General features: G+C 61.6%; 12 protein-coding genes. 5 read left to right on the plus strand and 7 right to left on the minus strand.

What is annotated here, in order from left to right:
- Positions 1-52: 52 nt before the first annotated feature.
- From pyk to gcl, 5 genes are all read right to left on the minus strand, one after another.
- Positions 53-1,468: a pyruvate kinase gene (pyk, locus tag IB241_RS13110; protein ID WP_192298799.1), complete on the minus strand. Its 1,416-nt coding sequence runs from the start codon at positions 1,466-1,468 to the stop codon at positions 53-55.
- Positions 1,458-2,738 (minus strand): glycerate kinase, encoded by a 1,281-nt coding sequence (locus tag IB241_RS13115; RefSeq protein WP_192298800.1) that lies wholly within the window; start codon positions 2,736-2,738, stop codon positions 1,458-1,460. The genes pyk and IB241_RS13115 overlap by 11 nt, the downstream gene beginning before the upstream one ends.
- 200 nt (positions 2,739-2,938) lie before the next feature.
- Positions 2,939-3,829, minus strand: coding sequence for a 2-hydroxy-3-oxopropionate reductase (locus IB241_RS13120; RefSeq protein WP_192298801.1), 891 nt, complete (start codon positions 3,827-3,829; stop codon positions 2,939-2,941).
- A gap of 174 nt (positions 3,830-4,003) precedes the next feature.
- Positions 4,004-4,786: a hydroxypyruvate isomerase gene (gene hyi / locus IB241_RS13125; protein WP_192298802.1), complete on the minus strand. Its 783-nt coding sequence runs from the start codon at positions 4,784-4,786 to the stop codon at positions 4,004-4,006.
- Positions 4,787-4,796: 10 nt separating this feature from the next.
- Positions 4,797-6,572 carry a glyoxylate carboligase gene (gene gcl / locus IB241_RS13130; RefSeq protein WP_192298803.1) on the minus strand — a complete coding sequence of 592 codons (1,776 nt, stop codon included), beginning with the start codon at positions 6,570-6,572 and terminating at the stop codon, positions 4,797-4,799.
- Positions 6,573-6,828: 256 nt separating this feature from the next.
- Here gcl and IB241_RS13135 point away from each other — a divergent pair, with 256 nt between their 5' ends.
- Entirely contained in the window at positions 6,829-7,269 is a 441-nt protein-coding gene (locus tag IB241_RS13135) for a GlcG/HbpS family heme-binding protein (RefSeq protein ID WP_192298804.1), read from the plus strand.
- A 125-nt stretch (positions 7,270-7,394) separates the two neighbouring features.
- Here IB241_RS13135 and IB241_RS13140 read toward each other — a convergent pair whose 3' ends face one another.
- Complete coding sequence (locus IB241_RS13140) at positions 7,395-7,853, minus strand: REP-associated tyrosine transposase (protein ID WP_192298805.1); 459 nt, start codon at positions 7,851-7,853, stop codon at positions 7,395-7,397.
- Positions 7,854-8,063: 210 nt separating this feature from the next.
- The gene (locus IB241_RS13145) at positions 8,064-8,669 is read right to left on the minus strand and encodes a TetR/AcrR family transcriptional regulator (protein ID WP_192298806.1); all 606 of its coding nucleotides are present in this window, start codon (positions 8,667-8,669) and stop codon (positions 8,064-8,066) included.
- Between the two features lie 165 nt (positions 8,670-8,834).
- On the opposite strand from IB241_RS13145, the gene IB241_RS13150 reads away from it, so the two are divergent.
- From IB241_RS13150 to IB241_RS13165, 4 genes are all read left to right on the plus strand, one after another.
- The gene (locus IB241_RS13150; RefSeq protein WP_318652598.1) at positions 8,835-9,830 is read left to right on the plus strand and encodes a LacI family DNA-binding transcriptional regulator; all 996 of its coding nucleotides are present in this window, start codon (positions 8,835-8,837) and stop codon (positions 9,828-9,830) included.
- A 147-nt stretch (positions 9,831-9,977) separates the two neighbouring features.
- Positions 9,978-10,802: an inositol monophosphatase family protein gene (locus tag IB241_RS13155; RefSeq protein ID WP_192298808.1), complete on the plus strand. Its 825-nt coding sequence runs from the start codon at positions 9,978-9,980 to the stop codon at positions 10,800-10,802.
- A gap of 61 nt (positions 10,803-10,863) precedes the next feature.
- On the plus strand, positions 10,864-12,234 hold the full coding sequence (locus IB241_RS13160) for an MFS transporter (RefSeq protein ID WP_192298809.1): 1,371 nt from the start codon (positions 10,864-10,866) through the stop codon (positions 12,232-12,234).
- A 69-nt stretch (positions 12,235-12,303) separates the two neighbouring features.
- Complete coding sequence (locus IB241_RS13165) at positions 12,304-13,056, plus strand: porin (protein WP_329959603.1); 753 nt, start codon at positions 12,304-12,306, stop codon at positions 13,054-13,056.
- Positions 13,057-13,066 lie beyond the last annotated feature (10 nt).

A 13,066-nucleotide genomic window follows, 5' to 3' on the forward strand; every position in this document is an offset into this window, starting at 1 on the left:
AACGCCGTCAAATGTGGGAGCGGGCTTGCTCGCGAAGGGGCCCTTACAGACGCTAAATCAACGTCTCGATACGCAGCGAATTGGTCGACCCCGGCTGCCCGAACGGCACCCCCGCCGTGATCACCAACGTATCCCCCCGCTCCGCCATCCCTTGGGCCTGGGCAATTTCCAGCGCGGTGGAACACACCTCATCCACCTGCCGCAGCCGGTCATTGACCACCGAATGCACGCCCCAGGCCACGCTCAAGCGCCGTGCCGTGGACAGGTTTGGCGTGAGGTTGAGGATCGGCGCCACCGGCCGCTCCCGCGCCGCGCGCAGGCTGGAGGCGCCCGACTCGCTGTAGTTCACCAGCACCGCCACCGGCAGGATGTGGCTGATACGCCGGATCGCGCAGCTGATCGCATCCGACACCGTGGCGTCCGCCTTGGGGCGGCTCACATCCAGCTGGGCCTGGTAATCCGGACCACTTTCCACCTGGCGGATGATCTTGCTCATCATCTGCACGGCTTCCAGCGGGTACTCGCCGGAGGCGGTTTCCGCCGAGAGCATCACCGCATCGGCACCTTCGGCAACCGCATTGGCCACGTCGGTGACTTCGGCGCGGGTCGGCGCCGGGGAGAAGCGCATGGATTCGAGCATCTGCGTCGCAACCACCACCGGCTTACCCAACTGGCGGCAGGTGCTGATGATGTCTTTCTGGATTTGCGGCACGCTTTCGGCCGGCACTTCCACGCCGAGGTCGCCTCTGGCCACCATGATTGCGTCGCTCAATTCGGCGATCTCCCGCAGGCGCTGCACTGCCGAAGGTTTCTCGATCTTGGCCATCAGGAAGGCGCGGTCGCCGATCAGCTCGCGGGCCTCGCGGATGTCTTGCGGGCGCTGCACGAACGACAGCGCGACCCAGTCCACACCGAGTTCCAGGCCGAAGCTCAAGTCGCGGCGGTCCTTGGCGGTCAACGGGCTCAGTTCCAACAGCGCTTGTGGGACGTTCACACCTTTACGGTCCGACAATTCGCCGCCGTTCAGCACGGTGGTGTCGATGGCATCGGCATGCTTGGTGATCACCCGCAGGCGCAACTTGCCGTCGTCCAGCAACAGGTCCATGCCCGGCTCCAGCGCGGCGATGATTTCCGGGTGGGGCAGGTTCACCCGGCGTTCGTCGCCCAGGGCTTCGTCCAGATCCAGGCGCAGCGCCTGGCCGCGCACCAGTTGCACCTTGCCGTCGGCAAAACGTCCGACCCGCAGCTTGGGCCCTTGCAGGTCCATAAGAATGCCCAGCGGGTAATTCAGCTGGCGTTCCACCTGGCGGATCCATTGGTAGCGCTGGGCGTGGTCGGCGTGCTCACCGTGGCTGAAGTTGAGGCGGAAGATATTCACCCCGGCTTCGACCAGCTCGCGGATGTCATCGATACCGTCGGTGGCCGGGCCCAGGGTGGCGAGGATTTTGACCTTCTTGTCAGGCGTCATGTTTGGCAGTCTCAAGAATCAGGATGGCGCGCAAGTCGTTGACGTTGGTGCGCGTCGGCTCGGTGACGATCAACCCATCGAGGGCCGCGAAGTAGCCGTAGCCATTGTTGTTGTCCAACTCGTCGCTGGCCGACAGGCCGAGCGCTTCGGCGCGTGAATAGCTGCACGGGGTCATGATCGCGCCGGCGTTGTCTTCGGAACCGTCGATGCCGTCGGTGTCACCGGCCAGGGCGTATACGCCGGGCAGGCCCTTGAGGCTGTCGGTAAGGCTGAGCAGGAACTCCGCGTTGCGCCCGCCACGGCCATTGCCGCGTACGGTCACGGTGGTTTCGCCACCGGACAGGATCACGCACGGCGCCGCCAGTGGTTGGCCGTGTTGCACGATTTGCCGGGCAATGCCGGCGTGCACCTTGGCCACGTCCCGCGCTTCGCCTTCGAGGTCGCCGAGGATCAGCGGGCTGAACCCGGCCTGGCGCACTTTGACCGCCACGGCTTCGAGGGATTGCTGCGGGCGGGCGATCAATTGGAAATGGCTGCGGGCGAGAATCGGGTCGCCCGGCTTGACGGTTTCCGAGGCGGGGTTCTGCAACCAGCTGCGCACCGATGCGGGGGCATCGATGTTGTAGCGTTTGAGGATCGCCAACGCCTGTGCCGAGGTGCTTGGGTCGCCGACGGTGGGGCCGGATGCAATCACCGTGGCCTGGTCGCCCGGCACGTCGGAAATCGCATAGGTGTAGACCGTGGCCGGCCATGCCGCCTTGGCCAGCCGGCCACCCTTGATCGCCGAGAGGTGCTTGCGCACGCAATTCATCTCTCCAATGGTGGCGCCGGACTTGAGCAGGGCTTTGTTGATGGCTTGCTTGTCGGCCAGGGTGATGCCTTCGGCGGGCAAGGCCAGCAGGGCCGAGCCGCCACCGGACAGCAGGAAGATCACGCGGTCGTCTTCGCCGAGGTTGCTGATCAGTTCCAGCACGCGCTTGGCCACCGCCAGGCCGGCGGCGTCGGGGACCGGGTGAGCGGCTTCGACCACTTCGATTTTCTTGCACGGCGCGCCATGGCCGTAGCGGGTGACGACCAGGCCCGTGACTTCGCCTTGCCAGCTGTTTTCGACAACCAGGGCCATGGCGGCGGCGGCTTTGCCGGCACCGATCACGATCACTCGGCCACTGCGGTCGGCGGGCAGGTAGGGTTCAAGGACTTGCCGGGGGTGGGCGGCGTCGATGGCTGTGGAGAACAGCTCGCGAAGCAGGTGTTGCGGATCGACCGACATAAGCGGGCTCCCGGGGGCTTCTTGTTATTAGAGGTGAGACCTGGAACAAGGACCAAAATATGGCAGCTGGCTTGTGTGGGGGCTGGCTTGCCTGCGATGCAAACACCTCGGTGTATCAGGCAAACTGAGGTGATGCTATCGCCGGCAAGCCAGCTCCCACACAAGCCAGCCCCACACTGGCTTGCATTTCAAGTCAGGACTTACTTGTCGCGAATCGAGAAATTCGCCATGTGCTCCAGGCCCTTGATCAGCGCCGAGTGGTCCCAGTTGCCGCCACCGATTGCGGTGCAGGTACTGAACACCTGCTGCGTACCGGCGGTGTTCGGCAGGTTGATCCCCAGTTCCTTGGCCCCGGCCAGCGCCAGGTTCAAATCCTTCTGGTGCAGGTTGATGCGAAAGCCCGGGTCAAAGGTGCCCTTGATCATGCGCTCGCCATGCACTTCAAGGATCTTCGACGAGGCAAAACCGCCCATCAGCGCTTCACGCACCTTGGCCGGGTCGGCACCGTTCTTGGCGGCGAACAGCAGCGCTTCGGCCACTGCCTGGATGTTCAGCGCGACGATGATCTGGTTGGCGACCTTGGCGGTCTGCCCATCACCATTGCCGCCGACCAGGGTGATGTTTTTGCCCATGGCCTGGAACAGCGGCAGGGCGCGTTCGAAGGTCTGCGGCTCGCCACCGATCATGATGCTCAGGGTGCCGGCCTTGGCGCCGACTTCACCGCCGGACACGGGCGCATCCAGGTAGTGCGCGCCGGCCTCGTTGATCCTGGCGGCGAAGGCCTTGGTGGCGGTGGGGGAGATCGAGCTCATGTCGATCACCACTTTGTTTGGCGACAGGCCGGCGGCCACGCCGTCGGCGCGGAACAGCACGTCATCGACCTGCGGGGTGTCGGGCACCATCACAATGATGAACTCGGCTTCCTGGGCGACTTGCTGCGGGTTGGCCAGGGCGATGGCGCCGGCGTCGAGCAGGGCTTGCGGGGCTTTGCCGTGATGTTCGGAGAGGAACAGTTGGTGACCTGCCTTTTGCAGGTTGGCGGCCATGGGTTGGCCCATGATGCCGGTGCCGATGAATCCGATTTTAGCCATGACGAAAAAACCTCTTTTTATTAGATGGGTAGGCCTGTCTCAGCCTGCCAAACACAGACGATCCAATGTGGGAGCTGGCTTGCCTGTGATGGCATCCACCGGTTTTGCCTGAAACACCGCGGTGTCTGCATCGCAGGCAAGCCAGCTCCCACATTTTGTTTTGTGTTGTGCCAGTTAGATGGCGTTGTGGCTCTTGAGCCAGCCCAAACCTGCCTCGGTGGTGGTCAGCGGTTTGTATTCGCAACCCACCCAGCCCTTGTAACCAATGCGGTCCAAATGCTCGAACAGGAACCGATAGTTGATCTCCCCGGTCCCCGGCTCGTTGCGTCCTGGGTTATCCGCCAGCTGGATGTGATTGATCTCGCCCAGGTGCGCGGCCATGGTGCGGGCCAGGTCGCCCTCCATGATTTGCATGTGATAGATGTCGTATTGCAGGAACAGATTGGCACTGCCCACCTGCTCGCGGATCGACAGGGCTTGCGCGGTGTTGTTCAGGTAGAAGCCGGGGATGTCGCGGGTGTTGATCATCTCCATCACCAGCTTGATGCCTGCGGCTTGCAGCTTGTCGGCGGCGTACTTGAGGTTGGCGACGAAGGTCTTTTCCAGGGTGGCATCGTCCACGCCCGGTGGCCGGATGCCCGCCAGGCAGTTGATCTGGGTGTTGCCCAGGACCTGGGCATAGGCGATGGCCAGCTTGACCCCGGCGCGGAATTCCTCGACCCGGTCCGGGTGGCACGCCAGGCCGCGCTCGCCCTTGGCCCAGTCGCCGGCCGGCAGGTTGAACAACACTTGGGTCAGGCCGTTGGCGTCCAGGTGTGCCTTGATTTCAGCCGAGCTGAATTCGTACGGGAACAGGTACTCGACACCTTCGAAGCCCGCATCGGCGGCCGCTTTGAAGCGAGCAAGAAAGTCTTGCTCGGTAAACAGCATGGACAGGTTGGCGGCAAAACGCGGCATAGGGTTCTCCTTAATCGAGCAGGGAAATGGCGGTCGGCGCGTCATTGCCGACCAGGGCCAGATCTTCGAATTCGTTGACGGCGTTGATCTCGGTGCCCATGGAAATATTGGTCACGCGCTCCAGGATGATCTCGACGATCACCGGCACCTTGAACTCTTCGATCATTGCCTCGGCGCGGCGCAGGGCCGGTGCGATCTGGCTAGGCTCGAACACTCGCAGGGCCTTGCAGCCCAGGCCTTCGGCGACGGCGACGTGGTCGACGCCATAGCCATTGAGTTCCGGGGCGTTGAGGTTGTCGAAGGACAACTGCACGCAGTAGTCCATTTCAAACCCGCGCTGGGCCTGGCGGATCAGGCCGAGGTAGGAGTTGTTCACCACCACGTGGATGTACGGCAGCTTGAACTGTGCGCCCACCGCCAATTCTTCGATCATGAACTGGAAGTCATAGTCCCCCGACAGCGCGACGACCTTGCGGCTCGGATCGGCCTTGACCACACCAAGGGCCGCCGGAATGGTCCAGCCCAAGGGACCGGCCTGGCCGCAGTTGATCCAGTGACGTGGCTTATAGACGTGCAGGAATTGCGCACCGGCAATCTGCGACAGGCCGATGGTGCTGACGTAGCAGGTGTCTTTGCCGAACACCTGGTTCATCTCTTCGTACACCCGTTGCGGCTTGACCGGTACGTTGTCGAAGTGGGTCTTGCGATGCAGGGTGGCCTTGCGCTGCTGGCAGTCGTTGAGCCAGGCGCTGCGGTCCTTGAGCTTGCCGGCGGCTTTCCACTCGCGGGCCACTTCAATGAACATTGTCAGGGCCGAGCCGGCGTCGGACACGATACCCAGGTCCGGGGTGAACACGCGGCCAATCTGCGTCGGCTCGATGTCGACGTGAATGAACTTGCGACCCTCGGTATACACCTCGACCGACCCCGTGTGGCGGTTGGCCCAGCGGTTGCCGATGCCCAGCACCACGTCCGACTTGAGCATCGTCGCGTTGCCGTAACGGTGGGAGGTTTGCAGGCCGACCATGCCCACCATTTGCGGATGATCGTCGGGGATCGTGCCCCAGCCCATCAGGGTCGGGATCACCGGGATGCCGGTCAGTTCGGCGAACTCCACCAGCAGGTCGCTGGCGTCGGCGTTGATCACGCCGCCACCACTGACCAACAGTGGGCGTTCGGCTTGATCGAGCAAGGCCAGGGCTTTTTCCACCTGGATGCGTGTGGCCAGTGGCTTGGCCAGCGGCAGCGGCTGGTAGGCGTCGATGTCGAATTCGATCTCGGCCATCTGCACGTCGAACGGCAGGTCGATCAGCACCGGGCCTGGGCGGCCGGAGCGCATTTCATAAAAGGCTTTCTGGAACGCGTAAGGCACCTGGCCGGGTTCGAGGACGGTGGTTGCCCACTTGGTCACTGGCTTGACGATGCTGGTGATGTCCACGGCCTGGAAGTCTTCCTTGTGCATCCGGGCACGAGGGGCTTGGCCGGTGATGCACAGGATCGGGATCGAGTCGGCCGAGGCGCTGTACAGGCCGGTGACCATATCGGTGCCCGCCGGGCCGGAGGTGCCGATGCACACGCCGATATTGCCGGCCTTGGTGCGGGTGTAACCCTCGGCCATGTGGGAGGCGCCTTCAACGTGGCGAGCAAGGACGTGATCGATGCCACCCACCTTCTGCAAGGCCGAGTACAGCGGGTTGATCGCGGCGCCTGGGATACCGAAGGCGGTGTCCACGCCTTCACGGCGCATTACCAGAACGGCGGCTTCGATTGCTCTCATTTTGCTCATGGTTTTGGTGCCTCTTGCGTTTTGTAATTGTATACAAGTGGTTTCTCGTCAAAGTGTATTCACGGCGAGCGGCGCAGGTCAATTCATTTTGTTTATTGGCTTGAACGTTCGTCGGAAGGCATTTTTTCGACGTATGGAGGGTTTGTGCGAAAATATTGTATACAAAAACAAATGTCATTGTGTTCTATTTGTTTGATCGAGCATCTGACGATTTAGACCTCCACCGCTTTTTCCATAACAAGATAAGGACGGCACCATGAGCGCTTTAACCTTGAAAATAGCCACCCAACTGGCCAGCCAGGCCCTTACCGCAGGCCGCACGATTTCAGCGGCGCCGCTGACCATCGCGGTGCTCGACAGCGGTGGGCACCTGATCACCCTGCAACGGGAAGACGGCGCCAGCCTGCTGCGCCCGCAGATCGCCATCGGCAAGGCATGGGGCGCGATCGCGCTGGGCAAGGGCTCGCGCTTACTGGCGCTGGACGCGCAACAGCGGCCGGCGTTTATCGCCGCGTTGAACAGCTTGGGGCAGGGCAGCGTTGTGCCGGCACCGGGTGGGGTGTTGATTCGGGATCAGCAGGGCTTAGTGCTGGGAGCGATCGGGATCAGCGGGGATACGTCGGATATTGACGAGCAGTGCGCGATTACGGCGATTGAGGGGGTGGGGTTGTTGGCGGATGCGGGGGGTTCGGCTTGATCTTTGGGTGACTGGTAGGGCCTCTTCGCGAGCAAGCCCACACATTTTGACCGGGCTCCAACTTTGGAATGCAGTCAAACTGTGGGAGCGGGCTTGCTCGCGAAAGGGGCAACTCGGTCTAGGTCTTATACCCAGACTGCATCCCACAGCGGATAGTCGCCAATGCGCTCCACCAATCCAGCTCGCAATGGATTGGCCACTACATACCGAGCCATCTTTACCAAGTCATCTTCCTTGCGCAGTGCCCGATCATGAAAACTGGATTGCCATAGTCTGCCTTTGCGGCCTGTGGCGCCATTCACGGTTCGAGTGCTTTTCGACTTCACCTGACACATCAGATCGCCCAGCGAGCCCTTTTGCAGTTCGAGCAGCCAGTGGAAATGGTCTGGCATTACTACCCACGCCAGGGAGTTCGCCAAGCCTTGATATTGAGCGAGCCTGAATTGCCAGACCACCAAGCGACCCAGATGAAAATCACTGAATATCGGCACACGTTCATGAGTGTTGGTGGTGATCAGGTAGATACGGTTGGGTTCGCTGAACCGCCCGATGCGCAGGCGGTGTGAGGTGGCTAGATCAGGCATTCCGTGGCCTCTTTTCAGTGGGGGTTCTGAGAGGCTAGATCTGGGTGGTTGATGCTGATTGGCAGGCTTTTGGCAGGATGTGTCTGGGCGGGCGCTTTCGCGAGCAAGCCCGCTCCCACATGGGGTTTGCGGTGTTCATACATTGTGTGTCTGGCACAAAACCCCTGTGGGAGCGGGCTTGCTCGCGAATGGCACAGGCACCGCGGTGTATCAGCCCGGCTCACACCCCTTGAGCACCAACCGGATAATCGTCTGCGCCGCCGCCTCATAATCCGCTTCATCCAGCTTGGCCTTGCCGGTCACTGCCGAGATCTGCCAGTCAAAATCCGCATAGGTCTGCGTCGCTGCCCAAATGCTGAACATCAGGTGATTGGGGTCAATCGCCGCGATCAGGCCGCGATCCACCCAGTTCTGGATGCACTCGATGTTGTGCTTGGCCTGGGCGTTCAACTGCTCGATCTGGTCGGCGCTGAGGTGCGGGGCGCCGTGCATGATTTCGCTGGCGAAGACCTTGGAGGCAAACGGCAAATCACGGGAGATGCAGATTTTTGAGCGGATGTAGTTGCTCAGTACTTCCTTGGGGTCGCCGTCCGGGTTGAACGGCGTGGAGGCGGCCAGGATCGGCTCGATAATGCTTTCGAGCACCTCGCGATAGAGGTTGTCCTTGGACTTGAAGTAGTAATAGACGTTGGGCTTGGGCAGCCCGGCCTTGGCGGCAATGTCGCTGGTCTTGGTCGCGGCGAAGCCCTTGTCGGCGAACTCCTCGCTCGCCGCCCGCAGGATCTTTTCTTTGTTGCGCTCGCGAATGGTGCTCATAAACCTGGGGGTTCCTTGCCAGTACAGGCGGTCGGGCATAGTAGCACCGGCTTCGTGAGGCCCTCAAGAATGGGCATTGGCCACTCTTTCCCTGTACCGCGTTTGCCATTACCGTAGCGGCTCTTTCGCAGTGGGCAGTGGCCGATGGACTCCTCTGAAAAAAACGTGATTACGTCCTTGGATGTAGCCCGGCATGCGGGTGTTTCGCGCTCGGCGGTGTCGCGTACGTTTACCCCGGGCGCCAGCGTGGCTCCGGCCACGCGGGAAAAGGTGCTGGCCTCGGCCAAGGCCCTGGGGTATCAGGTCAATATGATTGCCCGCACCATGAACAAGGGCAGCAGCAACTTCGTCGGCGTGGTCACGGCGGGGTTCGACAGCGCGTTTCGGGCCAGCCTCTTGAGTCCCATCGCCCACAGCCTGAGCCGTCGCGGCCTGATGCCCTTGTTGATGAACGCCGATGACCCTGCCCAGCTTGAGCAGTCATTGCAGGCGCTGCTCAGCTACCAGATTGCCGGGGTGATCCTTACCTCGGCCTCGCCGCCGTTGTCGGTGGTCCGGCATTACCTGGATCGGCAGATTCCGGTGGCGATGATCAACCGTGGCCATGAACTGGCCGGGGCCGAAGTGGTGGGCAGTGATAACCGTGCCGGTGGGCGTATGGCTGCCGATGCGTTGCTCAAGGGCGGTGCGCGGCGCCTGGCGTTTGTGGGCCAGGGCGCGCATAACTTCAGCAGCCGCGAGCGTTGGCTGGGGTTTTCCGAGCGTCTGGCCGAAGCGGGGGTGCAGGCGCAGACGGTGGTCAATGAGACCCCGGGTTACCAGGGCGGAATGCAGGCGGTGCCGGCGCTGTTCAGCCAGGGGGAAGGGCCGGACGGGATATTCTGCGCAACCGATATGCTGGCGCTGGGGGTGATGGATGCCCTGCGTTTTTCGTTGCGCCTGCAGGTGCCGCAACAGGTGCAGGTCATCGGCTTTGACGACATCGCCCAGGCCGCGCAACTGGCCTATGACCTGACCACGGTGCGCCAGGACAACGTGGAACTGGCGCAACGCGCCGTCGACGCGATCGTCGCACGGGGTGAAAACTTCACGCGGGTCGCCCGGTTCGAGCCGGTGCCGGTGACCCTGATCCAGCGCGGCACTACGATAATTCAGAAATAAAATTTCAATAATTGCTTGAAGGGAAAATTTATTTCGTGTTGTATGGGCAGTAAGCGGTGAGTGGCTGGCCTATCCAAAGGGCCGTGCCTTCACTTTTTTTTCCGGATCATTTGCACACGTGTGCAATCCATGCTGAAGGCCTTGTTTATGACGCAAGCAGAGACGTTACTGGACCGTGATCACCTGGCGGCGCGCTACGCGCTGGTGCGTCAGGTGGCGATGGATGCCGCGCAGCGTGGCATGGCGTATTACCGCAAGCGCGAGCAGTTGGATGTCGAACACAAGGATTCAGTCCCCCAGGATGTGGTGAGCATCGCCGACCGCGAGTTGGAGGTGTTTATCAAGGAGCGCCTGGCCGAGCAGTTTCCCGACGATGGCTTTGTGGGCGAGGAGGGGGGCCGCGCCGATTTGCAGGCACGTTGTGTCTGGGTGGTCGACCCTATCGATGGCACCAGTTGCTTTGTCAACGGCCTGCACACCTGGTGTGTGTCCATCGGCTTGCTGGTGGATGGCCAACCCTGGCTCGGCGCTGTGGCCGATGCCAATCACAACGAACTGTTCCACGCCTGCCGCGGCCTGGGCGCCTATGTGAATGACACGCCGATCCGGGTCAGCGCGGCGGCGGATATCCGCTACGGCGTAACCGGCGTGGGCACCTCCCATCGGCGCGGCAGCGAGCATTTCATCCCGTTTCTTTCCGGTCTGCTGAACGGCGGCGGCATGTTTATCCGCAATGGCTCCGGCGCGCTGATGATCGCTTACGTCGCGGCTGGGCGCTTGGTGGGCTACTACGAAACCCATATCAACAGCTGGGATTGTGCCGCAGGGCTGGTGCTGGTGAGTGAAGCCGGTGGCCGTTGCAGCGATTTCCTGCGTGGCGATGGCTTGCTCGGCGGCAACCCGCTGCTGGTGGCCAGTCCACAGGTGTACCCGCAACTGGCCGGGTTGATCGGCCCGTCACTGGAGGCTTGAGCGCGTTTCACCCTCTGCGTTTCAACGTACAGCGAATAATAACAATAGGAGACTGTCCGCCATGAAATCCCTGCTGTCCTTGTTTCACGCCGCGCCTGCGCAGCCATTGGTGGTCGACCCTGACGGGCGACGTTTGCGCCGGGTGCGCTGGCTGACCTTTTTGTCCATGTCGCTGAGCTATGCGCTGTTCTACGTGTGTCGGCTGTCCTTCAATGTGGCCAAGCCGGCGCTGGTGGGGCAGAACCTACTCACTCCCACCCAATTGGGCATGATCGGTTCTGCGCTGTTCTTCACCTATGCGGTGGGCAAGCTGGTCAACGGTTTCCTGGCCGACCATGCGAACGTGCGGCGCTTCATGATGCTTGGGTTGCTGATCAGTGCGGTGGTCAACGCCTGCATGGGCCTGACCACCAATGCGATCCTCCTCACCCTGGCCTGGGGCCTTAACGGCTGGGCCCAGTCCATGGGCGTGGGGCCGTGCGTGGTGTCGTTGTCGCGCTGGTATACCGACAAGGACCGCGGCACGTTCTATGGTTTCTGGTCGATTGCCCACAGCCTGGGCGAGGCACTGACGTACATCGCCGTCGCCGCCGTGATCGTCACCTGGGGCTGGCAGTATGGTTATTTCCTCGCCACTGCCATGGGCGTACTCGGCATATTGCTGATCTACCTGTTTATGGCTGACTCACCGCAAAGCGCAGGCTTTGCCGAAGTGCACGGCGGCCGCGAAGACGCCGCGTCCAAGACCATCGGCAAATGGGGCGCGCAACTGGCACTGCTGAAAAATCCTGCGCTGTGGTTGCTCGCCCTGGCCTCCTGCCTGATGTATATCGGCCGCTATGCGGTGATTTCCTGGGGGGTGTTTTTCCTGGAAAACGCCAAGGGCTACAACACGTTGTCAGCCTCGGCGCTGATCTCTATCACCGGGGTGTTCGGCATTGTCGGCACGGGCCTGAGCGGGCTGGTTTCCGATCGCTTTTTCGGCGGCCGGCGCCATGGCCTGGCGGTGTTGTTCGGCTTGATGAACAGCGCTTCGTTGGGCCTGTTCCTGTTCCTGCCCGGCGGCCATTACTGGCTGGATGCAATGGCCATGATGCTGTTCGGCCTGTCCATGGGCGCGCTGCTGTGTTTCCTCGGCGGCCTGATGGCCGTGGATATCGCCGCCAAAAGCGCGGCCGGTGCGGCGCTGGGCATGATCGGCATTGCCAGCTATGCCGGTGCGGCCGCCGGGGAGATCCTTACCGGGGTCTTGATCGAGCATGGCACCACCCTGGCCCAGGACGGCGGCAAGCTGTACGACTTCCACGCCCTGTCGTTGTTCTGGCTGGGTGCCTCGCTGATTTCGGTCTTGATGACCGCGTTGTTCTCCGGGCAAATCCATCGCCGCAAGCGAACACAGCGGCTGTTGGTCGATAAACCGCTCACAGACTGATCATCCCTTTTTCAACCGTTCCGAGTCGTCGGAAGCGGTACCGCTGCGCGCTCGAAAAGTGACGCAGTGGTGCCATCCACAATAAAAATAACAGGTGAAGACATGAAGAAATTGAGTGCTGGGCAGCATAAGAAAGCGTTGAGGCGGTATACGTTTATTGGCCTGGTCATTGCCTCGACCACCACCCAGGCACTGGAACTGGATTACCAGCACCAGTATTCGGAGGTCGAGCGAGAGCATAAGGACAAGGTGATGCTGACCCAGGCCCTGGACAATGGCTTGGCGTTTTCCTTCGAAGCGGTGATGGCCACGGCTCCCGACGGCGACGGCCAGCCGGGCAAGGCGTTTTCCCGCCTGACCAAGGACGAGCTCAAGGCCAAGGTCAAGTACAGCCACAAGTTGGGGGCCCACTGGAAGGTCAAGCCCAAGTTCACCTATGCCGACGGCAAGGATAAGAAATCCTACAAGCCGGCGCTGAAAGTGTCTTATGCCATCACCGACCGGTTCTCCATTACGCCGGGCTATTACCACAAGCTCACGCGCTACGACGAAGAGGGCAAGGCCGATAAGCACGACAACGCGGTCGAGCTGGGTGCCAAGTATAAATTCGGCCTGTTGTCGGTCGGTGTCGGGCGTAAGCAGATTTACAGCAACCAGATTGTGTTCGACGGCACGCGCAAGAACTACAGCAACAAGGTGTTATTCGAATACAAACTGACCAAACGCCTGACTCCGTACCTGGAAGTGGCCGACGTGTATGTCGACAAGAACACTGACCAGCGCCAGGCCCGCTACCGCGTGGGCTTCTCCTACGAATTCTGATCCAAGGAAC

The sequence above is a fragment of the Pseudomonas sp. PDM05 genome, assembly GCF_014851685.1.
Taxonomy (GTDB): Bacteria; Pseudomonadota; Gammaproteobacteria; order Pseudomonadales; family Pseudomonadaceae; genus Aquipseudomonas.